This is a genomic window from Verrucomicrobiales bacterium (assembly GCA_016793885.1).
Taxonomy (GTDB): Bacteria; Verrucomicrobiota; Verrucomicrobiia; order Limisphaerales; family UBA11320; genus UBA11320.
In genome coordinates this window covers 1-25,358 of sequence record JAEUHE010000086.1, presented here as the reverse complement: position 1 = coordinate 25,358, position 25,358 = coordinate 1, and the positions used below count along the sequence as shown (strand labels likewise).

Below are 25,358 nucleotides of genomic sequence, written 5' to 3'. Positions count from 1 at the left end.
TGAGCCGAATCTATGGGTGAAGTGTGCCTCGACGGACCAGCATCGAATTGTTTGAGCGATGAGAACCTCACTGCGCTTCTCTCTCGTGGTGATTCAGCACTGGCGCCGGAAGTAGAACGGCATCTGTCGTCGTGTGCTCGGTGTCAGAGCCGCCTGGACTCCTTGGCGGGACTCGCTGAGTTGCCGAAGGCTCTCCCTCCAACCCTGAGCCCTGCTTCGCTCGGGCCCCTTTCCCAACTCCTGGCGGCCCTCCGTTCCCAAACTGCCGAACCGGGATCGCCGCCGCCCCGAGGCGAGTCGGTGGAGCTGTCGGCGTCACCGGTGGAAGGGGCGCTCGGCGAGTTCGCGGGCTACACCTTGTTGGAGCGCGTGGCGGAGGGGGGGATGGGAATCGTGTACCGCGCCTATGACCCCCAGCTGGCTCGGATGGTCGCGGTCAAGGTCCTGCGGCCGTCCATGGCCGGATCCGAGCAGTCACGGCTCCGCTTCGTTCGGGAAGCGAGGGCGGCCGCGGCGATTGCTCATGAGCATGTCGTGGCGATTCACGCGGTGGGGGAGTTTCGAGGTCTGCCCTTCCTGGTGATGAGTTTCATCAAGGGGCAATCCCTGGAGAAACGGATGGCCACCTCAAAGCTTTCGTTGGTCGAGCTGCTTCGGATTGGGGCGCAGACCGCCCGAGGGCTGGCTGCCGCCCATGCCCAAGGGTTGATTCATCGCGACATCAAGCCAGGGAACATCCTGCTCGAGAACTCGGTGGAGCGAGTGAAGCTGGTCGACTTCGGTCTGGCCCGCGCGATTGAAGACACCAGTCTGACTCAGCTGGGGGTGGTCGCGGGCACGCCTGAGTTTATGGCTCCCGAGCAGGTAAGGGGTGAGGCGATCTCGGCGCGAGTGGATCAATTCGCCTTGGGCTGTGTGCTCTACGTAGCCGCTTCGGGGATAAGCCCATTTCGGTGCGACACCACAATGGCCACGCTCCGCCGGATCTTGGAAACGGAAGCGAAGCCTCTCCACGAGCTCGACTCCAAAAGCTATCCATCGTGGTTCGGTGGGCTGGTGGAGCGGTTGATGGCCAAGCAGGCGGGTGAACGTTTTTCCTCGATGACCGAGGTGGCGGAGCTGTTCGAATCATGTCTGCGGGATGTGAAAGAGGGGCGAATTCCAAGTGATACCTGTTCGGGGAAGGACTCTCCTTCGAGAGGGCGGGGGGCGGGGTTGTCGAGGACGATTCTGGCCGGCGGAGCTGGCTTGCTTCTGGTGCTGGCGCTCTGGGCTGGGTGGCCGCGCCCGGCAGAAACTCAAACGGGCCCGGGGGAGACTTCTGAACGTACGGGGCCAACCACCGCCGTGTTTCACATCGAACGCGGAGCAGGTTTGCCACCGATGGTCTTTTCCAATCTTGCCGATGCGGTCACGGCCGCTCGGGAAGGCGACACCATCGTGCTGCCATTTAGCGGCGACTATACCACTTCCGGGCTTCGTCTCGGTCAGAAAGCGCTTCGGTTTCATGCTCCCCCGGGGTCGCATCCTATTCTCACATTGGCCGCCGGTGAGAGGGCCATGATTCACGCGGAGGCGGATCTGGTGTTGGAAGGCATCGAGCTGCGCGCGCCGGGAAATGGGTCGGATCGGCTGCTCCCGGGCGATATTCCCGCCACCGGTCTACGGGTGAAGCCCTCCGTGGCACGCTTCGATCGACTGGACGTTTTGGTGTACATGGAGGGTGGCCGACTAACCGTTCGGGGATGCCGGTTCGCGGCCCCGCCCCCTCCTTCCACGTTCAGCACCCTGGTCGCCCTCGAGAACTGTCCGGAGGCCAGGTTCGAACACTCCGAGTTTTTCAACTTCGGCGGGGTGGCGGTCTCGTGGCGGCGTCGCGAGGCTCAGGGCGGTCGGTCGCTGGCTGCCTCGCAACCAGCTGCGATCGCTTTTACCAATTCACTCCTGGTTGGACGCGACGGAGTTCTGCTGGGTGCGAATGAGGGTGCGCGGTGCACCTGGACACTGGAGCGGTCTACCGTCCTGGGCTTGGGGCTCTATCGTGTGCTCGCCTCGGCGGACCATGCGTTGGTGCTGCGGAATTCGGTTCTCGCCTTGCGGCAGGCGCTCAGCTTCGACGTTCGTCGAACGGGAGGAATGCGAGCAGCATCGCTGGCGTGCAGCAATCTGGTGTTGATCACCTCGCCCCAGTTTGCCGACGTGGATACAGTGCGCGAAAAGGACGCGGACTTGCTTGGCCCCTTTCCTCTGGATGGCTTGGCTCGTCAGGTTCGAGCACGCCTGACCTTGGGATTGAAACGTAAAGCTACGGACTATCAAACCCTGCTGGCGGACTTTCCGACGATCACTCCAGCCGAGGCCAAGAAGCTGCCTGAGCGGACCCCGGTGTGGACCCTCATTGGCCCAGGGACAGGCTGGCAGATGCTCTCACAGGGATCCACCAATAGCCTCGCTCCCATCCCAAGGTAGGGTTGAGGCTTGGTTTCCGGTTCGATTCTGGTTCACCCTCTGCCGAAAGAGAGGATTACCCACGGCTCGACTCAAGTTCCGCGCCTGAGCTACAAGTTCAGCCGCAGGCGGAAAAACTTGGTTCCAGCGTCAGTGGGCAAGGTCAGCACCGCGGTTCCGTCGGCGCCCAGGACGGGCTGCGCGGTGACCGGCTCCCATGGTCCATCGGGGCTATCGGACGCTTCGGGAACGATGAGAGGTGAACCGGACCACTGCATCGTCAACTCCGTGTCGCTGACGGCCACCAACTTGGGTTTGCTCAATTCGAAAGGCAGGCCTGGCGAGGCTTCGCTGAACTCACTTGTTCTTCCGTCGCGAGTGATCGTAACGCTAAAGGTCTCGAGCACCGCAAACGCGGAGCTTGGTTCGACTTCGATTTTCCCGATCAGTGCCTGCGCAGCCGGCGTCGTCCGGCGAATCAACGGCGTTCGACCCTGACTTTCCAGCGCGCGATTGCCGTAGATTTCGATCTCCACCTCACCCACACCTCCCGCCGCGGCCACGACGTAGACCACGGTGACTTTGCCGCTGTCTCCCGCCGTTGAGCGCAAAATGACCGGAGGTCCCGACGGGGGAGTGGGCGGGGCATCGTAAAGAATTCCCTCAAAGCTTAATCCTGTTCCGTTGGCATAGATCGGACCGCCTTGGATCAAGGTCGGCTCCTTCCCCACGATCGCAATTCCTACGGTTTTGTTGTGCGCAACTGTGTTCTGCAGGAGTTGCACCGGAGTGCCGCCAACGGCAACGCCGGTTTCGTTGGGTAGGGCCGAGCCGATCGGTGAAACGCCGATTCGGTTTCCTTGGAGGACGGTCTCGTTGGTCAAGGTAAGGCCGACGCCGGCTTTCGTATTGCCGGCGATGACGTTTTTCTCGAGACGTAATCCGGTCGCCGCCCCGGCCTCACCGGCGGTTCCGGCTTGGACGCCTATCCCGTTCGGCCAGGCCGCTTGGGCAGTAGGATCGACGCCGATCTGGTTTAACCGAATCACGGGATCGATCGCCGCGCCACGCACATGGATTCCGGCCACGGCATTCCATCCGATCGTGTTTCCCGGAGAAACCCCAGAGGGTCCGACGATTACGGATTTGGCGTCATCGAGCAGCAAACCGGTCTGACTGCCGCGATCGATGCCATCGGGCGTCCCTAGTCGGTTCCCGGCGATGACGTGGTTAGCGCCATCCGAAAGCCAGACCTCGTTCTCCGCATGTCCGGCCACGATATTGTCGCGTATCACGGTGCCCTGTGCTCCGCCGAATACAGCGATCCCCGTATGGGAGTCCGTGCCCACGGGAACAGCGCCGAGGGAATTCAACCCGATGGTGTTCCGTTCAATCAAGGCGCCGGCTACCGGCGTGAGATCCGGGCTGGTCTCCAAGGGGTTGTCCGGATCGGACAGAAAAATCTCACCATCATCGGGATCGACCTCGAATTGCTCTGTTCCCGAGATCAAGACATCCCATTCATGACCTGCGATCACATTGTCGGTCACCCGGACGTTAGCGGCGCGATCCACCCGCAGGCCATAGAGCAGCTTGCTGGGAGCTAAACCGGTGGGCAGGGCTCCCGAGCCGCTGAAGGCCAATCCGATTCGGTTCTTCTCCACCACGCTATCGGAGACCGCTTCACCGGCGAGGAATACGTCGAGCCGATGCCCCGCGATATCATTGTTTAGAATCCGGGTGTTGCGGACCGTGAGCCCGTTGTCGCTGAAGACGGCGATGCCGACGCGTGGATCACGCGCGGTCGCCCCCACCGAAGTTCCACTTGCTTCGAGTCCGATGCGATTCCCTTCAATGATCGTGTCCTCGATGGAGGCAGTTGAGTTGAGGAGAATTCCTACATTGCCTGAGATCAGATTCCCGCCGCTTCCCGGGCCTCCCACGCTGGTTCCGCGTCCACCGACCAGCAGCACCCCATAGCGAGCTTCTGCCAAGGCCAGTCCATTGACACCGAGGCCGATTCGGTTGCCTAGGATTCGATTTCCCTCGCCTTCGGCGATGGCGATGCCATTTCCTCCGATGACGTTACCGTCGCCCGCGGCGTCGCCACCGATCTGATTGAGGGAGCTTTTATCGATGCCAATGCTGACGGTATTGGTTCGCGCGGCATTGCCGTTGACTTCAGTGCCAAGCCGATTTCCCGTGATGATATTTCCGCCCGGGCCTCTCAGCAGGATGCCCACTCCCTTGTCGCCGCCAAAACTGTGGATGACAAAGCCGCGGATCGCAGTGTCGCCTCCGGCGATGTCGAGGCCCCGGCCACCGATGGCCGCCCCATCCAACTCCACGAACCCGCCTGACTGGGTGGTTGCGTCCAGCAGGGCCGGCTTCGTGATGGCGGGGAGTGCGGTTGCTGGCACAATTCGAGGAACCGCGGCGCCGGGCACCTTAAATTCGACATGGCTGGCACAGCCGGAGTTGACCGCCTCGATAGCGGCTCGCAGCGTGCATTCCGGATCTCCGTTGGACAGTTTTTCTCCGGTATCACAGCAATCGACACCGGCCTTGCGTCCGCGATCGGCGGCAGAGTTCACCACAATCTTCTTTTCCAGGTCTGGGAGCACCGGAATGGTCAATACTGGCGTCTCGTCGTTGACGGGGCCGCACGATCCTTGGGCTGTCAGGGTCCAGTTTCCCACAAACTCTCCCGGCCTTAACACTTCCCATTCTGAAACCGAGACAAACGTTTGAGTGGGGCCGATCCGATCTGGAATGGGCGGATTTGGAGGAGTGACCAGCTTGAAGAATGCAGCTGTCCCAGTGGGCGTTACCTGCAACGCCTCCACGCTACCTCGCTCCAGGTTGCGAATGGTCGTTCTGACTTTAAACCGCTTGCCCACCCGCAGCGAGACTTTGCCGTCCACCAACTCAAATCCCGAAACGCCTTGCACCTGCAGCTCGATTTCGGGGCAAGCGGGCATGAGTAGCAGGTTGCCATAACAAATGTGCATGGCGTCGTTGATATAGACCGGCCTGCTTCCGCTTGGATCCACAAACTGTTCCTTAAGGGCCGCGTTGTCGCATTGCGACAGGATCTCCGCCCGCAGGTCAATGTGGCCGCCTACCCAATCGATGAACCCTGGCCGCGATCCGACATACCCCAAAGTATTCACGTCGGTGATCAACCCTTGCCCGGCTGGGTTGATCGCCAATTGCGAAGGCAAGGGAGCCTGCCCCCACTCGTCCAGATCGAGGCCTCTGTCCGGGTCGATGGGAGTCACCTTGCCTTCGATCGAGACCAGATAGTACCGCGATCCGGATTCGGGGTGCGGCACGCCCTCGATCAGCATCATGCCCGAGTTGTTCACCTTTCTTCCCCGGGTGCCGTATTGGTTTGGAAGTGCCCCAGGCTGCCGAACACCCGGGGGATAGATGCGTTGAGCCAGTTCCTTGACTGCCGGAAACAGTTCGTCCAGGTACTGAAAACCTTTTCCCGGCATGACGACAAACGCGCGCGGCAGCCTGGAGAGGACGGGATAGTCGTGACGCCAGCCGATGATGTACTTTCCGTCAGCGCTAATGTCCTCCGCTTCGGAGAGGGCTTGACGGGCGTCGGCCTTGGGATCGACAACATATTGACCGCCATACTTGCTGTAGGCCCCCGCTGTTCCTCCCCCCACGGTGCCCACCACCGCCGCATTAACGCGCTTGCCGAAGGTGGTCTCGGACTCGATCGCTTCGCTGATCGCGTTGAATCGTGGAAAGATGCCTCCCGAAGGCGGGACATAAAACACCTCGTAGAGTTTGCCGAAAAGAGTGATGTCGCAAACTCCGTCTGCCAGAGCAGATCGGTGTAGGCTGAGCACCAGGCACAGCGAAAGGAACGCCCGATGAAAGCGTCCCCATCGTTGAAAGGGTTTGTTCGCCCGCGTCACGGTGGAACGCTCCAGGTTGAAATGCTGGTTGGGCCGTGGAGCTGTTACCGTGTAAGCCATGTACGAGCTGGGCTGAGACATCAGGTTACTATACGACGGAGGAGGCGTTTCTCAACTCACTTTTAGACTTGGCGCTGGCTCTTTCGGAGTCCGCCGCCTGGTTTCGGGCGCACACGCTGCTTGGTCCACTCCTGACTGCGCTGGCGGTGATCCCGATTAGCATCGTAATGGGAGCGGTTGCCACTTTCCTCGGAGCTATCGCGCTCGGCGTGTACGTCGAGGTCATCAAGCGTTGAATGGTGCTGGCTGACTTTGCTGAAGAGCGCCTTTGACATCAACCCAGTGCAGACGCTGGTTGGTCTCGGCGTGGACCTCCGGTGGGTGTCCTGATCCCCCGTTTTCTTCGTTTGTTCTGATGGCCACTTCGTTGGCCTGTTGCCAGGGGGGAGGCGATTTCCAAATTGCATCGACAGGATTCCTCGCTGCCTCTATGTTGCGAAAATCGGTGGGAGAGGGCTAATGTGCGAATTCATGGTCTACCTGTGGAAAGCCAAGCATATCCGACGATTGCTTCAGCCTATGACACTCTATAAATCGGTGTTCCTTTGTGCTATCCCCGTCTGCATTGGGATCGAAAGTCCGACTTTTGGCGAAATACTCGGCGATTATAGCTTTGAAATTGTTGCTGGAGGAGCAGTGGTGACTGGATACCACGGCGCGTCCGAGGTGGTGACTATTCCAACTGCTTTGGCTGGCGCGGCAGTTCGAGAGATTGGCGAATCGGCCTTTTACAACCAACCCATTACTTCGGTTGGTCTTCCGGATACCCTCTGGTCGATTCGTTCCTCGGCGTTTTCGCGATCCAAATTAACGAGTATTGAGATCCCGTCGGGAGTGACCAGCATTGGCGCAGGTGCCTTCGACTCCTGTTCGGAACTGGCGCGTGCAGTAATCCCTGGGAGTGTCTCCGCCATCAATTTCGGTGCCTTCGGCTCATGCCGACGTTTGAAGCAGTTGGAGCTGGGCGAGGGAATCGAGTACGTAGGCGCCTACGCGTTTGTAGCTTGTAATCAACTAAGCTCTGTGACGATCCCTTCGACAGTGACCAATATTGACTTAGGTGGTTTTTCGTACTGCACGAGCTTAACGAACCTCAATCTCGGAACCGGGCTGGCCCACATCACCGGTCGTTTATCTATGCCATCTGACCGGGAGCAACCGTACCGGCCTGCGGCATTCGAAGGTTGCTCAAGCCTCTCTAGCCTTTTGGTTCCTCGCTCCGTCACGTCGATCGGACCAGGTGCATTCGTTGGATGCAGTAACTTGCTGGGTTTGTATTTCGATGGGGATGCTCCCACGGCGTCTGAGTTGATCGGACTGCCGGAGCTTGCAAGGGCTTTTCACCGTGCCGGAGCGGGTGGGTGGGTTGAAACCTTTGGGGGTGTACGGACCGCGGTTTGGGTGCCGCTGATTCCCTATCCTGTGTGGATCGAGGAGAGCGGTCTTCTTGCCCAGCGGCCCGATGCGATTGGCGAGACTGAGGACCCCGATCAAGATGGTATGTCGAATGCACAGGAGTGGCTCGCGGGCACTAATGCTGCCGATACGGCCTCCGTTCTACGGCTGGTGTTGGATTCAAACCCTGAATGGTTGACGGAGTCCGATCGTAGCCCCCTACCGTCCGACACTCACGCGCTTTACTTTGGTAGCGTTCCTGGGCGCTTTTACGGAATTCGTAGCGCCACCAGTATCTCCAGTCCTTGGTCGCTAGCAGCCAGCCGGGTTGCTGAAACAGCTCAAACGCGCATTGTAATACCCATCGACGCCGAATCCCGATTCTACAAGATTACGGTGGAGACCCAACGCTGAGCGCCGTCGCAACGACCTTGTGACAGATCTGCTGGAGGGAGCCGCAATGAGCCTCTAACCCTAAAGCCAAGACTGGACTAACCACCGATTTCACGATGTCCCCGTTGGCTTCTCTGGATGTTTGGAATTCCTTTCTTCGGATTGATGAGTGCGTTCGCTTTGCTGGTTCTGGTTCTTTTCTCGTTGCTTGAAACCGGGCTTGATAGGTCGTTGGCCACAAGCCTCCTCGAGTCGGGAATTCGTCGTCGAACCTTGACCAGCTCCGGCTGCAACGATTGGGGCATTTATCCATCCAGTTAGAAGATCGAAGAGCATAGGCCTCCCCCGTCCGGTTGCGTGATCCCCGGCACAGCCTGCCGTTACCGATTATTCGTACGTACGTACGAAATAATCCGTCGCGTTCGACAAGGCATCTGAGGTTGAGATCGTTCCACTGGCCCCAAGCAACCGATTCGTTGGGAGCGACAAGGAACTTCCAACCCTCTGACCGGCAATGGAATAGCCACGAAGTGTCGAACTGCTTGGATCTAGAAGGTGTGCCGCCAACTCTCTCGCGGCATAGTTTGGCGATACCGATTATTCGTACGTACGTACGAAATAATCGGTCGCGGGCGCCAAGATATTTCCGGTTGAAAGCATCTCACTGGGCTTACAGAACCCGCCCAGCACCAGGGAGTCGACGGAGCGATGCTCCGATTACAAAGCTCAGAAGCGAAGCGCCCGCGCCGACCACCACGAACTTGAGCATCGGGTGTTCATTCCAGCGGGCGGCCAGCAAGCTTAGACCGACGATTACGGGAGGATGAATGATGAAGGCGGGGTAGGCCTGCTGAGCCAGCCAGCTCGTGAGCCGACTCGGTGCCGACCAGTAGCGTTGCGCTGCCCACAGCGAGCCGAGAATAATCCCCCAAGCCATGAAGGGGTCCCACAGCGCATAAAAGAACGCGTTCCAACTCCAGCCCCCTTCGAAGGCCCCTTTTCCCTGCCGGGTCAGTATTACGGCGGGCAAGCTTACCAGCGCCGCCAAGGTGACCCACAACCAGGGTCGTGCCTGTTCGAAGGTGATCCTCTCGAGCAGTTTGGATCGTTCGGCAGCACAGCCGGCGGCAAAAAGGTAAACGTAACAAGGGAAGTATCCTAACTGCATCCAACCCACCTCTTTGCCGACGGGCAGAACCAACCTCACTGCGAAGGAAAGTAACCCGAGCGTCACCGCGGTTACGGCGAGAGTTCTGAATCGCGGAAGTTCCGGGCCGGCGTCGGATCGATGTGCTCGAAGGCGTCGCCAAGCCAGGTAGCCGGCGGAGAAAATCAACAATGATTGCGCGAACCATAAAGGCCCGGGGCCAAAACTTCCGCCAGTGAACCTGGCCCACCAGCCGCTCCAAAAAGGTTCTCCCCGGCTGGTCCTGGCGAGGGCGATGGTTAGTGGAGACAGAATAAAAAAATAGATCAGAAGTGGCACCCCCAGACGGAGCAAACGATCCTGTATGAAACGGCTTGCTCCCTTTCGATCCAAGGAGGACGGGGTGAAATAACCCGCCAACAGAAAGAAGAAACCCATGAAATGGCTTTGGTTGATCGCATTGAAGAAAAGGAGCAAGGGCTGGGAACCGTTGGGTTGCTCCCGCCAATACCAACCGCCCGAGCCCCCGTAGGCAATGGCCGTGTGGTGAAGAATCACCAGGAGCGTCAGCACGATCCGCAAGTGATCCATGGCGTGGCTTCGCTGAGTGGACATGGCCTGATGCTGGTTAGGAGTTCTTCGCTAGGCAAGCCCCTGAAATCCTGGGGTGGTGTGCACTTCCACCGCGGGCGCCGAGCGCCGAGGAGGCTCCAAATCCCCTTGCCAGCATTTCGGACATGTACGAAGGTGCTCGGTGTGACCTTGGAGCTAAAAAAAGCCACCAAACGCTACGGAGCGTGTGTCGCCCTGGATGGATGTTCGATCGAACTGCGGGTTTTTCGTCATGAGGCCCGAGCTGCCGCCAGCCGAGGACATTGTGTCATCTTCACTACGCAGATCGTTGAGATCGCCGAATCGCTCGCTGATCGGATTGCCATCCTTCACCGGGGCCGGTTGAGGGCGGTCGAGTCTGTTTCGAGTCTCAGGCAAGGCTCCGCTTCCGGGGATTCGGCACTTCATCAACTGTTGCAACGTCTGACTTGTGGCTGAGTCCTTCAACAACCATGCGTTGGAGGCGCAGATACACACGAGCCTTCGGTCACGGGAAAATCGACACTTTCTCCGGCTGCGCGGGGTGGGCAGGCGTCTAGAGGCTGGGACCAGGAAGCATTGGGCGACAGCATTTCTCCTCGTGCTGTATGTGTGCGGCTTTGGATTCATCCTGTTGAGCGGTCGCGTAGAGGAGAGTGTAAGACCAGGGATGGCATGCCTCTGGTGGATACTGGGTGTTCGGTGGTATCTCGGACCTCTCCGAACGGCGTGCACTGACCACCCGAGTCTTCATACTTTGGCACTTTGGCCGGTCGCGCCGTCGGCCGCGATTGAACACCAGCTAAACTGGGCCGCATGTAATGGCTTCCCTGGTGGATTTTTTCTACCCATTTTTCTTGGCTGTCTGATCTGGGCAGGAATTCATGAGGCGTCAGTGGCGAGTACCCTCCATGCCGTTATCGGTGCCGTCGTGCTGCGGCTGTTAACCGAAGGGCTTGCTCTACTCGCTCTTCTGATTCCCTTTCTGCGATGGATCATTACCCTGGTAGCGGGAGCCGTGTTTGTGGGCATTTTCTTTCCGAAAGACGGAGCGGTGTACGAGGTCGGGCTTCAGTTTCTTCGGAACCAGAGCGATACTCTCGCGTCCGTGATTCCTCTCGGCTGGGTCCTGCGGGAGTGGCATGTGTATCCGGAAACCACATCCGCTCTCAACGCGTCCAGCGGTCGACTCGGACTATTTCTGCTAGGACTACTTCCGGCTGTTCTCCTGTTCCGACTAGCTGTCATTCGTCACTATTCCAACCGATTTGAGCGTAACTCCCTCGCCCTGGTGGGGGATGAGATGGGGGAAGCTGCAGAAGAGGTCACGCCACAGCCTCGGACCCCAGCTAACCCCGCTGAGTTCGCGGGCTCGGAGACGTTGCGCTCTCGGGTGGAGGATCTGGTTGCGCAAGAAGCATCTCGATGGAGTGAGAATACGAGTCGGCCTCCTTTGCTACCGAGCGGCTCGTCGCTCCTTGACCGGTGGCTCTTGCGCCTAGCCACGCCGGGCCAGCGTTCCCTATGGACTCTGGTCCAACCGCGTGCGGAGGCTCTTAGGCTGAGCTACCTGTTGATCGTCCTGGTCCTGGCCTTTGGAGCGCTTCTTCTCGTGCTATTTCGTCCCTGGATCGAGCACTGGATGCTGTTCCTGATGGGAGTTCCACCCGTGCTCAGTCTGGTGCTAGCCATCCCATGGTCGTGGCACCGCGGATACGATGTTTTCGGGATGGATCAATCCTTCACATCGATGGCGGAATGCGTCCCAGTTCGCTCACGTGATCTCGTTGCCTTGCATCTCAAGCACAGCCTGAGCATGAGCCTTCTTTTGGCCGTGCCATTATTGGCTTACGAGTGCCTCCTGGGGAGGCTGATTCTTCCGGTTTTCCGATGGGATCAGTCTGTGATGAGCGGGCTTAAATGGCTGGCGCTGCTACCTGTGGCTACGACGTTTCGTGCGATCAGCGTTAGGTGGGGAAACGTTCAGATTTCACGATGCCCCCGTTGGCTTCTGTGGATGTTGGGAGTTCCTTTGTTTGGTTTGATGTGTGCGTTCGCTTTGCTGGTTCTTTTCTCGTTGCTTGAATCCGGGCGCGACGGCCTGTTGTTTGCTATTCCTACTCTCTGTTTGGCGCTTGTGCTCGTTGAAGGACTCATCCGACTGGATGACCGCCGCTGGCTTGAATCCGCTTCGCGACGTTGATCTCTGCGGCTTTTCCTCACCTGAGCGACTGCTTCCCATGAATCGGATTAAATCTGGGTCGGGGCTGCTCTGAGAGAGGTTTCGATGGAAACAGACCCCACTACCAATTCGCTGAACGTACGTTCGGCGAATTGGTCGTGGGGTCTTTGGAGTAGTAAGGGATGTGTGGGTGCCGAGCGTCTATTGAGGCGCCCAATCCCCCTCAATCCTAACCTTTATCTGGGCGCCATCCAGATCTGACCCTTGGTGCTTGGTAAACCCTATCTCTCTCCACAATTGCGGGAGAAGAAGCCCAATCCCTTCCATCGGGCATCAACGGTATCGGGGCTTTTGGGTGCAAAGGTTCCCTTAGCAAAGTAGACGCCTTGGGCGTTCCGGAAACGTCCCGTCCCGCCTTCCACCGTATAATAGAGTTCCGGGATGCTGGTCTGAGAAAAATCCGGCACCTGAGTTCCGTCGGGCAACGTCACGACCGCAAAGGAGATGAACTCCACTCCCGAGAGTCGGATTTGATCGCCGCCTCGAACGGTCCAAACCGTCTCGAACGAGGACGAAAGGACCATGCGCCCGTCCACGAAGCCAACGAAGGCGGCACGGAACGGGCCGGGGGTGCTGGAAGCCGCACTGTCGAACCGCCCAACTCCTGTGGCGAAACCCGCGCCTGCGTAGGTGAAATCCTGGCCATCATTGAAGATGGTTCCGATCCCCTGATCGGCAACCGCAAAAGGGGTGTCTCGATGGATCTTGGTTCCATACAACATCCCGTCGATGGTCAGGAACCCAATGCCCACGCCGGTGACGAAATCCGTGGTGCGCGCCCAGCCTTCATAACTCAGCGTGCCACTGGCTCGTCTGAATTTCCCCGTTCCGCACGTCACCGTGAACGTCCCGTCAAAAGTAATCCGTCCATCCGGCTGTAAGGCAGACGGCCCGGTGCCAAACATGACGAGTTGATCGCCGTTCTCGTCCTCAAAGGTGTAATTCGCCGTGATCTGACCGGTAGTGAGATCGCTTTGCTGATCGGTGGACCAGCTCCGCATCTTGCCCAGATGGGAGACGCCGCCTTGGCCGTCGGTTCTCACCTGTAGGATGGTCGGGTTGGCTGGATCGACGAAGCCCACGTTGTTGTATGTGTTGTAGCCTTTGATCAGGAGAGGATTGCTGAATCGTCCGAAGCTCTCGGCTTGCATGGACGTGGTCGCAACGCCGGCCACGACGAAACTCAGGGCGAGCACGGCGAGGGTTTTGAATTTTCCGGTGATGATACAACTGATGTTCATGTTTTTTCCTTGGTTTGAGTGTGGGTTATTTTGATCGACTGGTTCTCACTGCCTTTCCAAAGCGTTTGGGCGAGAAGGTTACAGACAATCCTTGCTGCCGCTGCCCCCGAATCCTGTTTCCCTACATCGCCAGGCATGCATCGCGGTTTATTTCGTTCCTCACCTTTCCGATTTCAGGACCAGCAATAGCCGATTGTCTTCCGCCGCGTCTATCGTCCGTCAGGACGATTTTCACTTTGCACCTCCTATGCATTTGGGTATGAAAGTGCGCCATGGAGAATTTGATTCGTGGTCGGAGGAAAGTAGGAGAAGCGTTCATCGAACTGCAACGTGCGGCAACTGCAGAGGAGGTTTGGAAAGCGTGCGTCAAGCTCATGAGGGCGTCCATGCCCGTTTACAACGTTCTGATCGGACTGCCTTCGCTCGGCATCACGCCAATGTTCATGCGCTGCACTCTAGCCATTCCCAACATGGAACGGTTTTCCCAGCTCGCGCCGCTGAACGACGCCATTCGCGACAGGCCCCTCGCCCCCGTGGCTCGCATGAGTGATCACTACTTGCCGGACTCACCCAATGGGCGCGCGTTCCACGAGGAGTTCCTGAAACCGATGGGCTGGCGCTTTGGCGCGGCGCTTCTGTTTTGGAATTCGGACGGAGGATTCATCGGCCAGTTGGCCGCCATCCGCACGGGGAAGCAGGGTGATTTCTCCGATGCCGAGATGAGTTTTCTCAGTGAGTTGCAGCCTCATCTGGAGGCCGTCGTCAAGCGCCTGCTCTCGCTGGAGAACAGATTCGCCGCGCATCTGTCATTGGAACACGCGATTGATGCACTACCTCTGCCCATCGTGATCGCGGGCTGGAATGGTGCCGTGAACTACTGCAATGCCGCCGGACGCGGAGCCATGTCTGCCTGGCGTGCGAAGGGATCGTCCGCAGCTCGTGGACTGAAGCCGTTCCGGAAACTTCCCGCGCAAATCCAGTCCGCCTGCCACGCCTTGAGGAGGAGCTGGGAACAGGCCGTGCTCGCGGGTGATGTGGGCAAAGCGGCTCGGCATGATTCGTTGGTTTGCCCGTCGGATTCTCAGTTCCGCGCCGAGATTCGCGTCGTCGAAACCAGGGCCGGCCGAGCCTTGCAGCCTTCGTTTGCCATTCACTTCCATCTTCCCCCGACGGAGAATGCCGAAGCTGCGCGAGCGCTATCCCGTCTCTCCCGGCTCACGCCCGCCGAACAGGAAGTCGCACGATTGACTGCTGACGGCCACGACAATGCGGACATTGCCACAGCCCTGGGAGTGAGCGTCAGCACCGTCCGCACGCACCTCCGTCACATCTTCGAGAAGCTCGGCATTACCACCCGCTCGCGTCTGGCTCCGCTCTACCGCGTTCTCCAACAGGGAAGTGATGCTCGGAGCGGACTTTCTGGAGGGCTAAGCCTAAAAAAGGGAATGGCCCGGCATCGGTCTGATGCAAAATCTCGGCGGTCATGACCTTTGTCGAAGTTCGCTGTATCACCTTCTCGATACGCATCACTTCGTCGCAAGCCATGCGCATCCAAGCTATTGCACATCTCAATACCTCTCCATTCTCCTTTTTAGGCTAAGGATGCGAATGAATTATGTGGCCCGGGGATTCAGGTTTGACCCCACGACCAAGTCGGTGAACGTACGTTCGACCAGTTTGTCGTGGGGTCTTTTGTGTCGTAAGGGATGACACTACGCGGGTTTGGTTGCCCCGTTCAGTAGGCGCGCGCCGTGGAAGGTCAGTAAGGTGAAGGAAAAGCGGTGGCATGCCACGCGCAGTCCATAGGGGTGTTTCATCCATTCGGGCAAGGCTACGGAAATGGTCGCTTGGGCTGGGTGGGGAAGGTGGCCCTGGACTCCTGACGTTCCGCCTTCGCCGAGGCTAGGGCGTGGCAAAAAGGCGCGAAGCGCCTTTTTGGTGCCGACGGAGGGGGTCGAACCCACACACTCTTCCGAGTACCAGATTTTGAGTCTAGCGCGTCTGCCAATTCCGCCACGTCGGCTACCAAGCAGGGAAGAAAGTATCGAGCACCCAGGATGAGTGCAAGTGCTCAAATCAGGAAAACGATGAGCCGAACGCCCCCAACGACTCGTGACCTCGTCGCCTACACGGAATGGGGCCCATGCTAGTTGCTCGCCAAAGCCTTCTGGATGTCGGCCACGAGCTGACGCACGTCTTGCTCGGTGGTGTCCCAGGCGCACATGAAGCGGCAGCCGCCTTGACCGATGAACTGATAGAACCGCCAGCCCAGTTCCCGCAGCGCCTCCGGCTTGCCTGCCGGCAACTCGACAAACACGGCGTTCGCTTGCCGCGGGAAGAGGATCTTGATTCCTTGAACCTTGCGGAGCTCGGTTTCCAACAGCGCGGCCATGGCATTGGCGTTGCTCGCGTGCTTAAGCCAAGCGCCATTCTTCAACATGCCCACCCACGGGGCCGAGAGAAACCGCATCTTCGACGCGAGTTGCCCTGCCTGCTTGCAACGATAATCAAACTCCTTGGCCAGATCTAGGTTGAAGAAAACCACCGCCTCGCCAACGGGCATTCCGTTCTTGGTCCCGCCAAAGCACAGGACATCCACACCCGCTTGCCAAGTGATCTCCTTGGGCGTCACCCCCAAGGCGGCGACGGCGTTGGAGAAGCGCGCGCCGTCCATGTGCAGCTTCAACCCGTGGCGCTTGCACATGGCCCAAATGGTCTTGATTTCCTCCACCGAGTAAACAGTTCCCAGCTCGGTGGATTGCGTGAGGCTCACCGCCCGGGGCTTCGGATAGTGGATATCAATACGCTTCTTGACCATGCGTTCGATACCCGAGGGTTCGATTTTTCCGTCGTCCCCGGACAGCAGGAGCACCTTCGTTCCGTTCGAGAAGAACTCTGGCGCCCCACATTCGTCGGTTTCCAAGTGGGCGGTCTCGTGACAAAGAATGCTGTGGTAGGACTGACAGACGGAGGCCAGTGAAAGTGAGTTGGCGGCCGTGCCGTTGAAGGTGAAAAAGACCTCGCATCGAGTCTCAAAGAGATCCCGAATGAGATCCGCCGCCTTGGCGGTCCAGGGATCCTCGCCGTAGCTCGGGGCATGACCTTGATTCGCTTCGGCCAGCGCCTCCCAGGCTTCGGGGCAGACCCCCGCATAGTTGTCGCTGGCGAAGTGACGAATGTGAGTTGGACTTTGAATCATGGGCGATCCGTGGCTCGAGTTTGAGGAATCTCGCAAAGGGTCCGCAGGTGTATTAGAACTGCCGGGTGGCTTCGGTCTCTCGCACCGGCTGCGTCAGCTGATCGCTGGTGAGTCGAACATGAAACCTCACATCGCCCGCCTTGGCGGCGTTGACTGTCACCCGCCACGATGCGGCCGCTTTCGGCTCGAGCCGGGGAAGTGTCTGCATCGTGAGCGTTGCTCCTTCGGCCCGGACCGGCGTTGTGCCCGTGGCGGAGATAAAGGATTGTGTGTCCTCCAACTCGCAGACAATCGAAACCTCGGTTCCCGGCGCCGAGCCTTGGTTCGTCACCTTGATTTCGTAGATTTCCTGGCTCCCGACGGAAATAGGATCTTCGATGTCCGCGACTTCGAGAAGAATGGCGGCGAGTCCTGAGACTTTGGCATCGCATTGGGTGGCCACCTGCGGGGCGCAAGTCCCTACTGCGGCGGCGGAAAAATTGACGGCGCCGAGTTGGGCGACCGTAAAGGTGGCGCAGAACGAAGTGGCGGCGGTGGGAGCCAGGGCGAGGTTTCTCCACACAACGAGATCTCCGACCAACTCGCCACCTTCGGTAGCGCTCTGGAAGCTTGCTCCGTTGGGAACCAGCAGCGAAACCACCGCGCCGGGCTCGGCTGCGTCGCCCCGGTTGGTGAGGGTGAGGCAAACCTTGGCGGGGCGTCCCGGATGAATCTCTTCGGGGGCGGTGCAGGTCAGCGTGAGATCAGGCGCGAGCACCAGGGTCCGGGCGGTCGCCTCGGCGGCCAATCCTTCGGCCGAAGTCACTTTGGCCAAATGCGGGTAAGTCCCGCGAGCGCTGGCTTTGAGATAGGCCCGGTAGATGCGCCCAGACCGCGGAGGCAGATCTCCGACGTCGATGGTGAGGGTGGCTTTGTCGTCAATCAGCCTCAGGCCGTCGGGTAGCGTTTCCGTCAGCCGGACCTGGGTCAAAGGGGAGCCGCCGGTATTCCGCACGGTGGCCTCCAACTCGATCGGCTCGCACACGTTGCCGCTGGCGGCGACGTTGAGGGCCAGCTCTAGTTTTGCCGGCGGCACGGGCGGGGTCTCAGGTCCAAGATCTTCCACGAAGAAGTTGCTGCAGGGCTTGGGTGTGACCAGCCGGTATTTTTGGCCTTTGGAGGAGAAAGGGAAGGCGAACGCCTCGATCGGTTCCTTGCCTACCCAGAGCACATCGATCAGCGCGATCGGCTTGCCCTTCTTTCGGGACGACATGAACGGCATCCGACCACCCACTGGAATCCGCCACTCGACGATATCGGCGCTGGCGGCAGCGCGAATCAGATCCTCGATGTCGCCCTTCCAGCCAGCCTGGTTCAGGATCGACTCAATGTCGGCGCGCAGCGCGTCGTTCAGGAGCAGTTGCCGCAGATCTTCCGAGCGCTTGAGCGGTGGCGCGAAGCGATGCGCCGGGTGGCCGAGGAAGGTGGCCCGATGTTCGGCCTCCACTGGACCCGCCATCAGGGCCAACCCGAGGACTACGATCGCCGTAACGATTGACTGGATGCTCATGATGACTGGACTCGCTGCGTGTTATTCCAATGACCTAATCACGCTACCGACGTGGGGGGCGGGGTTCAATGCAGAATGTGGCGGGTGAGGTCACGCTGATTGCACATTGGGAACCGAGGTGGCACGCCCTACGGGGTGCTCCGGAATGCTCTTAGGGACCGGGGATCTGCGATCCCCGGCCAATGTCTGTGAACCCTGCGGGTTCATGGACCCAATGAAAAATGAGCAATGTGCAATGAACCATGTGAAATCACTGATTCGTCCACCCACCGCCCAGGGCCTTAATCAGCTGCACCGATACCACGAGGCGCTGGCCCGCGGTTTGGAGCGTCGCGCGCTCGAATCCAAGCAGGGTGCGCTCGCTTTCCACCACGTCTAGGTAGCCGACAAATCCGGCATCGTATCGCTTCCGGGACAGCTCGGCGACGCGTCGCGCGCCCTCGAGCGCCCGGTGCTGAGCGTCCGCCTGCTCCTTGAGCAGGCGGGAGGCGGTCAGGGCGTCTTGCACCTCCTTGAACGCGATCAAAACACGCTGCCGATATAGGGCGACACCTTCGGACCAGGCGGCTTGGGACTGTCGCAGCGCCGCACGGTTTCGGCCGGTTTGGAAGATGGGCAGGGTGATGCTGGGGCCAATCGACCAAATGCGGCTTTGCCAGTTGAAGAGCGTATCGACGTCGGCGCTTTCGAATCCGCCGAAGCCCGTGACTTTCACTGTCGGAAAGAAGGCCGCTTTTGCCACTCCGATTCGCGCGTTGCGGGCGGCGAGATCCCGCTCTGCCTCGGCGATATCGGGCCGACGTTCCAGCAGATCGGAGGGCAATCCCGCCGGCACGGTTGGCACGTGGATCTGGAAGGAGCCCTGGGTGGGGATTTGCAGAGTGCTCGCGGGCTCGCCCAGGAGCACGGCCAGGGAGGTGCGAAGCTCGTGACGACGCCGGGTTATCACGGCCAGATCGCTCTCGGCCGAGGCCAGTTCCGTTTCCGCCCTAGCCACTTCCAGTTCCGTGCTCCCCCCGGCGGCGAACCGGGACTTGACGATGTCGAGCGCCTCTTTTCTGAGGGTCACCGTTTGCTGAACCGTGGAAAGCTCGGCATCGGTGCTGCGCAACGTAAAGTAGAGGGTTGCTACTTCGGCGTGCAGGGAGAGGCGTATCGTCTCGAAAGCCGCCATTCGGGCCTCGGTATTCCGCTTTGAGGCTTCGAAAACCCGACGCACTCGTCCCCACAGGTCGAGCTCGTAATTGAGGTCCAAAGGCACCCGAATGTTGCCTGCCTGATCCAACGGGAAGGCGAGGCCGGCGTTGGGGGAATAGCGGGTGCGAGCGTAGCTGGGATCGAACGACAGATCGGGAAAGAAGGCCGACTTCGATTGCCGGCTGGAGGCGCGAGCTTGTTCGACGCGCGCGATGGCTGCTTTCAGATCCTGGTTGCCGGCGAGGGCACGTTCCTGGAGACGATTCAGCTCATCGTCCTGGAACAGTGTCCACCAATTGCCCCTCGGTATCATGTCGGCCGGGCGCCCTTCCTTCCAATCCCCCAGAGGCTCGTCGCTGAACCCGGCCGGTACATTGTTGGTTGGCCGCGTATAATTGGGACCCACGGTCAGTACACCCGCCCCCGCGTCGACCAGGCCACAGCCGAGGACGAGAAAGCCCGTCAGCAGCGCGGCGGTTCCCCCTGCCGCCAGGCCGGTTTTTCCGATGGAGGGACCGGCTGGATCGGGCGCGGGTTGTGAGTGGGCCTTTCGACCTAGTCGCATCAAGAAGGTGTAGAACACCGGAGTCAGAAAGAGGCCAAACAGGGTTACTCCGATCATCCCGGCGAACACGGCGACACCCATGGCTTGACGCATCTCGGCACCGGCGCCGGTGCTGGTCACCAGGGGATAGACGCCGGCGATAAACGCGATACTCGTCATGAGAATCGGGCGCAGGCGGAGTTGAGCCGCCTCGATCGCGGCCGGCACCGGAGCCATGCCTTCATCCTGTTTATGCTTGGCGAACTCGACGATGAGGATGGCGTTCTTGCAGGCGAGGCCCACCAAAACGATCAGCCCGATTTGAGTAAACACATTATTGTCGCCGTTGGATAGCCAGACACCCGCCAAGGCGAAGAGCAGGCAGAGGGGAACAATGAGAATAATGGCGATGGGCAACCGCAGACTCTCGTATTGCGCGGCGAGCACCAGAAACACCAGCAGGAGGCACAAGGGGTAGATGTAGCCCGCGGTGTTCCCCGCCAGGATGCGTTGGTAGGTCAGCTCGGTCCATTCATAGGAGAGGCCTTTGGGCAGGTTGGCTTCGGCCAGCCCGGCCATGAGGGCCTCGGCTTGGCCGGAGCTGAAGCCGGGTGCGGGGCCGCCATTGATCTCGGCGGCGGGGAATCCGTTGTAGCGCATCACCCGATCCGGCCCGTAGGCTTCGCTCACGGTGACCAGGGCTGCCAGCGGGACCATCTGACCTTTGGCATTCCGCGTTTTGAGGCGGGTGATGTCTTCAGCGCGTTCGCGGAATTGGGCATCCGCCTGCACGATCACTTGGAACGTTCGACCAAACCGGTTGAAGTCGTTCACATAAAGCGAACCGAGGTTCACCTGCATGGTTTCGAACAAATTCTGCAGGGGGACCCCCTGGGCCTTGGCTTTGACCCGGTCCACCTCGGCATCCACCTGCGGCACATTGACCGTAAAGGTGGAGAAGAGTCCGGCGAGGCCCGGGGTCTGATATCCCTTGCCAATGAGCGCCTGGGTGTTTTGGAACAGCGCATCAAAACCGACGTCCGCCCGGTCTTGGACAAACATCTTGAATCCGCCGAGCATGCCCAGGCCATTGACGGGCGGCGGCGGCACACACATGACGAAGGCTTCCTTGATCGCTCCGAACTGTTCGTTGAGAGCGCCGGCGATCGCGATACCACTGAGGTTGGGCGTGCGGCGCTCTTCGAATGGCTTGAGGGTGATGAAGACGGCGCCGGCGTTGGGGGTGACCGCGAATCCGTTGATGCTCAACCCGGGAAACGCGACCGCGTGCTCGACTCCCGGCTGCTTCAGGGCGAGATCGGACATGCGTCGGATCACCTCTTCGGTGCGGTCCAGCGACGAGGCATCGGGCAACTGTGCGAAGGCCACGATGTACTGTTTGTCCTGGATGGGCACGAAGCCCGTGGGCACCTTGTTGAAAGCCCAGCCGGTCAGCACCACGAGCCCGGCATAAAGGAGCAGGGCCAGCGCGGTTTTTCGGATGGTCTGGGTGACCCCCGTGGCATACAGCAGGCCAGCGCGGTGAAAGAGCCGGTTGAAAGGGCGGAAGATCCATCCGAGCAGGAAGTTCAGAATCCGCGTCGGCCGGTCGGGCGGAGCGTCATGACGGCGCAGCAAGATGGCGCTGAGGGCTGGCGAGAGCGTGAGCGAATTGAACGCGGAGATCAGGGTGGAGATGGCGATCGTAATGGCGAACTGCTTGTAAAACTGTCCGGTCAGGCCGCTGATAAAGGCGGTGGGAATAAAGACAGCGCAGAGTACCAGCGCGGTGGCTATGATCGGTCCGGTTACTTCATTCATCGCTTTTTTGGTGGCATCCACCGGACTCAAACCGAGCGCGATGTTTCGCTCCACGTTTTCCACCACCACAATGGCATCGTCGACCACGATGCCGATGGCGAGCACCAGTCCGAACAGCGAAAGGGCGTTGATGCTGAACCCGAGCGCGTGCATGGCCGCAAATGTCCCCACGAGCGACACGGGCACCGCCGCGAGGGGGATGATCGACGCCCGCCAGGTTTGAAGAAACAGGATCACCACGATGACCACCAAGAGGATGGCCTCGACGAGCGTGGTGATGACGGCGCGGATGGACTTCCGGACGAAAACCGTGGGATCATAAACCACGGCGAAGTCGATGCCATCGGGGAAATTCTTGCGGAGCTCGGCGAGGGTTTTTCGCACATCGTCCGAAAGCTGGATGGCATTGGCACCCGGCGCCTGAAAGATGGGCAAGGCCACGGCGGTCTGGTTATCGAGGAGCGAGCGGAGGGAGTAGCCTGAAGAACCCAGCTCAACCCTCGCCAAATCCTTAAGCAGCGTTTTCTCCCCGTTCGCGCCGGTCTTGACGATAATCTCGCCGAACTCCTCCTCGGTGACCAGCCGTCCTTTGGTGTTGATTTGCAGCTCGCTGTCCACGGACCGTCCGATCGGCTGTTGTCCGACCGCTCCCGCGGCCACTTGCACGTTCTGTTCGCGGATCGCCTGGACCACGTCCCCTGCCGTCAGACCTCGGGCGGCGACTTGGTTGGGATCCAGCCACACGCGCATGGCATATTCACCCGCGCCGAAAATCTCGACGGTGCCCACCCCTGGGATGCGAGCCAGCACATCCTTGACCTGGAGCGTGGCGTAGTTGCGCAGGTAAACTTCGTCGTAGCGACCTCCGGGCGAATAGAGATGTGCCACCATGGTGAGGTCGGGGGACTGCTTGGTGGTGGTGACGCCGATGCGGCGAACCTCCTCGGGAAGTTTCGGGAGGGCCTGCGAGACGCGGTTTTGCACTTGAACCTGCGCCTTGTCGACGTCAGTGCCGAGCTTGAAGGTGACAGTGAGCGTCATGACGCCGTCGCTCGCTGCCTGAGAATACAGGTAGAGCGAGTTCTCGACGCCGTTGATGGCCTGCTCCAGCGGCGCAGCAACCGTCTCCGCGATGGTTTTGGGGTTGGCACCCGGGTAAGCTGCGCGGACGACGACGGAAGGAGGAACGACTTCCGGATACTCGCTAATGGGCAGCTTCCACAAGGCGATGGCGCCCACGACCAGGATCAGGATGGAGAGGACCCCGGCGAAAATGGGGCGCTTGATGAAAAAGTGCGAGAAGTTCATGGGCTGGGCTCAGAGGGGTTTTTCCTGAGGAGCGGGAGCGGTCGAGGCGGTCTCCGTCACGGGCTTGACCGGCATACCGGGGCGGACCCGTTGGAGGCCGTTCACGATCACCTGCTCACCCGGTTGGAGGCCTTCGCGGATAATGCGCTTCCCATCCAGGATGGGCCCCAATTTTACCGCCCGATATTCCGCCGTGTTGGTTGGGCTGAGTGTCAGCACAAACTTAAGACTCTGGTCGGTTGAAATGGCGCGGTCGCTGATGAGCACGGCCGTTTGCCGCGCACTGGCCGGGACTCGGACGCGCGCGAAGAGACCGGGAATCAGGTGACCGTCCGGATTGGGCAGGACGCCTCGGACCAAGATGCTGCCGCTGGAGGGATCCAGTCGATTGTCCAGCGATTCCACCCATCCTTGGTAAGGGAAGCCCTCCTCGTTGCTCAACCCCACTTCGATGCGGACCTGGCCGTTATCCAGGTGCAGCTGTCCCTGCTTTTGAAGTCCCTGGAATCTAAGAAACGCCCGTTCGTCCATGTCGGCATAGACGTAGAGCGGATCGACGCTCACCAGGGTGGTCAGCACCGTCGTTGCTCCCGCCACTCCACTAACGTAGTTTCCGGCGGTGATCAGCGCCCGGCTCACGCGACCTGAGATGGGGGCTTTTACCTCGGTGAATTCCAGGTCCAACTTCGCCGAGGCATGGGCGGCTTTCGCCGCCGAGACGGAGGCATGGGCTTCCAGCAAGCGTGAAGCGCGGGATTCGGCTTCTTCGCTGCTGATCGCCTTTTGGGCGAGGAGATCCTGGGCGCGGACATTCTCCTTTTCAGCGTTTGCCAGCCGAGTCTCTGCACCTTTGAGTTGGGCGGCGCTGCGCTCGAATTCGGCCTGGTGCCAGCGCGGATCGATGACGAACAGCACGTCCCCCGCCTTGACCATCTGGCCAGACTTAAAGCGCACCTCTTGGATGTGGCCGCTGATCCGGGGTCGGACCTCGACCGATTCCACGGCTTCCAAGCGCCCGGTGAAGACGTCATGCTCCACGATGGAACGGCCCTCGGCAGCGGCTACCACGACCTCTGGGGGCGGCGGGGGCGCTCCACCCGGGCCGCTTGCAGCGGGTGAATCTGCTCCGGGTTTGCAGCCTGAAAGAAGCCCAACCGCAAGGAGTGCGAGACCTAGGGCGACCGAATGGCGGCGGGGCGTGCGGCGGCTAGCAGGAGAAACGGCAGGCAGGTAGGCAAGGCTGGCAGAGTACATAGGCGACCAGTAGGTAGGTTTTAGGCGTGAATTCCAGACGGGGTGCCCGCGGGTTGGGCCAATGGCTTCAAAATGGTGAGAATTCCGGTCTCGAGTTGGAGCACCGGGTTCAGGTCGTTCATGATGCGCGCGCGTGTGAGTACTCCCTCGGCGTAGTCGGCAATGATTTGGGCGGTCTGATGCGAATCGGGAGTTTCAATCAACCCCAGGTCCCGGGCTTCGCGAATCGCGCTTTCCAGATACCGCAACTTGTAGTCCAAAATCTCGGCGACCTTGGACCGGAGCGCAGGTTCCTGCGTGCTGATTTCGGATCCGAGAGACACCAGTGGGCATCCGCACACGAATCCTACTTTATCATGCATAAATACCTGTAATTCAATGCCATGTCTAAAGAATCGTTGAATGCGTTCCAGCGGTGGGACCAACGGGGAGAAAATCTCATCGAGTGCCGGTCTCATCTGTGCCCACTGGGTTTCCAACGTCTCCAGAGCCAGCTGTGCCTTCGAGGTAAAGTGGTGATAAAAGCTTCCCTTCTTGATCTCGGCCCGTTCGCAGATCCGATCCACGCTGGCGTGGGCGTAACTGCTCTCCCAAATCAATTCAGTGGCGATCTGGAGTAGGCGTTGTTTGGAGTCGGTATGTCGTGCCATGCGATGATTATTGAACTACGTATAGCAAGAAATAGCTCAACCTACCGACCGGTCAACTTTTTTGTTTTAGACAGATGGCGGGGGCGGTGCCCAGGGGGTGCGGAAAGAGGGAAGGGTGAAGGAGACGCCCGCGGCGCCCGGGGCTGGGGATCGTCCAACATGGACGACGCGACAGTGGAGGGTGGGCCAGCCTGCCCCGCACCGGAGGTCGGGGCGCCGGCCCATCCGGGGGGGAACGTCCGGGGACGGACGTCGCTAGTGCGACTGTGAAGCGCACCAACATAGCAGGGTGAGAGTCCCTGTCAGGCCTATGTTCACCAGGCCTGTGACTGAAAGTAACTGCGGCGCAGTAATGTGTCCGTGGAGAGCAACTGGAAGTGAACT

Annotated in this window: 14 protein-coding genes and 1 tRNA gene; 5 read left to right on the top strand and 10 right to left on the bottom strand. The window is 59.9% G+C overall.

Annotated features, from left to right (window positions below; translation table 11 throughout):
* Positions 1–51: 51 nt before the first annotated feature.
* A complete protein-coding gene (locus tag JNN07_10235) occupies positions 52–2,469 on the top strand; it encodes a serine/threonine protein kinase (GenBank protein MBL9168107.1) in 2,418 nt (805 codons plus the stop codon).
* 89 nt (positions 2,470–2,558) lie between these two features.
* Here the strand turns inward: JNN07_10235 and JNN07_10230 are convergent, their stop codons facing one another.
* Complete coding sequence (locus JNN07_10230) at positions 2,559–6,464, bottom strand: hypothetical protein (GenBank protein MBL9168106.1); 3,906 nt, start codon at positions 6,462–6,464, stop codon at positions 2,559–2,561.
* 47 nt (positions 6,465–6,511) lie between these two features.
* Between JNN07_10230 and JNN07_10225 the strand changes: the two genes are divergently transcribed.
* Together JNN07_10225 and JNN07_10220 are read left to right on the top strand one after the other, a co-directional pair.
* Positions 6,512–6,679, top strand: a complete 168-nt coding sequence (locus JNN07_10225) for a hypothetical protein (GenBank protein MBL9168105.1) — start codon at positions 6,512–6,514, stop codon at positions 6,677–6,679.
* Between the two features lie 235 nt (positions 6,680–6,914).
* Entirely contained in the window at positions 6,915–8,252 is a 1,338-nt protein-coding gene (locus JNN07_10220; protein MBL9168104.1) for a leucine-rich repeat domain-containing protein, read from the top strand.
* 649 nt (positions 8,253–8,901) lie between these two features.
* Here JNN07_10220 and JNN07_10215 read toward each other — a convergent pair.
* Together JNN07_10215 and JNN07_10210 are read right to left on the bottom strand one after the other, a co-directional pair.
* Positions 8,902–9,993 carry an acyltransferase gene (locus JNN07_10215; protein ID MBL9168103.1) on the bottom strand — a complete coding sequence of 364 codons (1,092 nt, stop codon included), beginning with the start codon at positions 9,991–9,993 and terminating at the stop codon, positions 8,902–8,904.
* A 153-nt stretch (positions 9,994–10,146) separates the two neighbouring features.
* On the bottom strand, positions 10,147–10,398 hold the full coding sequence (locus JNN07_10210) for a hypothetical protein (protein MBL9168102.1): 252 nt from the start codon (positions 10,396–10,398) through the stop codon (positions 10,147–10,149).
* 466 nt (positions 10,399–10,864) lie between these two features.
* Between JNN07_10210 and JNN07_10205 the strand changes: the two genes are divergently transcribed.
* On the top strand, positions 10,865–12,172 hold the full coding sequence (locus tag JNN07_10205; GenBank protein MBL9168101.1) for a hypothetical protein: 1,308 nt from the start codon (positions 10,865–10,867) through the stop codon (positions 12,170–12,172).
* 260 nt (positions 12,173–12,432) lie between these two features.
* Here the strand turns inward: JNN07_10205 and JNN07_10200 are convergent, their stop codons facing one another.
* Positions 12,433–13,452, bottom strand: a complete 1,020-nt coding sequence (locus tag JNN07_10200; protein ID MBL9168100.1) for a hypothetical protein — start codon at positions 13,450–13,452, stop codon at positions 12,433–12,435.
* Between the two features lie 386 nt (positions 13,453–13,838).
* Here JNN07_10200 and JNN07_10195 point away from each other — a divergent pair, with 386 nt between their 5' ends.
* Positions 13,839–14,939 (top strand): hypothetical protein, encoded by a 1,101-nt coding sequence (locus JNN07_10195; protein ID MBL9168099.1) that lies wholly within the window; start codon positions 13,839–13,841, stop codon positions 14,937–14,939.
* 449 nt (positions 14,940–15,388) lie between these two features.
* Here the strand turns inward: JNN07_10195 and JNN07_10190 are convergent.
* The 6 genes from JNN07_10190 to JNN07_10165 form a co-directional block, all read right to left on the bottom strand.
* Positions 15,389–15,475 (bottom strand) — tRNA-Leu (locus JNN07_10190).
* 123 nt (positions 15,476–15,598) lie between these two features.
* A complete protein-coding gene (locus JNN07_10185; GenBank protein MBL9168098.1) occupies positions 15,599–16,651 on the bottom strand; it encodes a low specificity L-threonine aldolase in 1,053 nt (350 codons plus the stop codon).
* Positions 16,652–16,703: 52 nt separating this feature from the next.
* Positions 16,704–18,200 carry a hypothetical protein gene (locus JNN07_10180; protein MBL9168097.1) on the bottom strand — a complete coding sequence of 499 codons (1,497 nt, stop codon included), beginning with the start codon at positions 18,198–18,200 and terminating at the stop codon, positions 16,704–16,706.
* 250 nt (positions 18,201–18,450) lie between these two features.
* On the bottom strand, positions 18,451–23,070 hold the full coding sequence (locus tag JNN07_10175) for a multidrug efflux RND transporter permease subunit (GenBank protein MBL9168096.1): 4,620 nt from the start codon (positions 23,068–23,070) through the stop codon (positions 18,451–18,453).
* A gap of 9 nt (positions 23,071–23,079) precedes the next feature.
* Entirely contained in the window at positions 23,080–24,324 is a 1,245-nt protein-coding gene (locus JNN07_10170) for an efflux RND transporter periplasmic adaptor subunit (GenBank protein ID MBL9168095.1), read from the bottom strand.
* Between the two features lie 20 nt (positions 24,325–24,344).
* Positions 24,345–24,974 carry a TetR/AcrR family transcriptional regulator gene (locus JNN07_10165; protein ID MBL9168094.1) on the bottom strand — a complete coding sequence of 210 codons (630 nt, stop codon included), beginning with the start codon at positions 24,972–24,974 and terminating at the stop codon, positions 24,345–24,347.
* Between the last annotated feature and the right edge of the window lie 384 nt (positions 24,975–25,358).

Bases quoted from the DNA above. Each gene is read 5' to 3' on its own strand.
- JNN07_10200 (MBL9168100.1), bottom strand. From the start codon at position 13,452: ATGAACATCAGTTGTATCATCACCGGAAAATTCAAAACCCTCGCCGTG.
- JNN07_10210 (MBL9168102.1), bottom strand. From the start codon at position 10,398: ATGAAGTGCCGAATCCCCGGAAGCGGAGCCTTGCCTGAGACTCGAAAC.
- JNN07_10230 (MBL9168106.1), bottom strand. From the start codon at position 6,464: ATGTCTCAGCCCAGCTCGTACATGGCTTACACGGTAACAGCTCCACGG.
- JNN07_10215 (MBL9168103.1), bottom strand. From the start codon at position 9,993: ATGTCCACTCAGCGAAGCCACGCCATGGATCACTTGCGGATCGTGCTG.
- JNN07_10175 (MBL9168096.1), bottom strand. From the start codon at position 23,070: ATGAACTTCTCGCACTTTTTCATCAAGCGCCCCATTTTCGCCGGGGTC.
- JNN07_10170 (MBL9168095.1), bottom strand. From the start codon at position 24,324: ATGTACTCTGCCAGCCTTGCCTACCTGCCTGCCGTTTCTCCTGCTAGC.
- JNN07_10185 (MBL9168098.1), bottom strand. From the start codon at position 16,651: ATGATTCAAAGTCCAACTCACATTCGTCACTTCGCCAGCGACAACTAT.
- JNN07_10195 (MBL9168099.1), top strand. From the start codon at position 13,839: ATGCCCGTTTACAACGTTCTGATCGGACTGCCTTCGCTCGGCATCACG.
- JNN07_10220 (MBL9168104.1), top strand. From the start codon at position 6,915: ATGGTCTACCTGTGGAAAGCCAAGCATATCCGACGATTGCTTCAGCCT.
- JNN07_10165 (MBL9168094.1), bottom strand. From the start codon at position 24,974: ATGGCACGACATACCGACTCCAAACAACGCCTACTCCAGATCGCCACT.
- JNN07_10180 (MBL9168097.1), bottom strand. From the start codon at position 18,200: ATGAGCATCCAGTCAATCGTTACGGCGATCGTAGTCCTCGGGTTGGCC.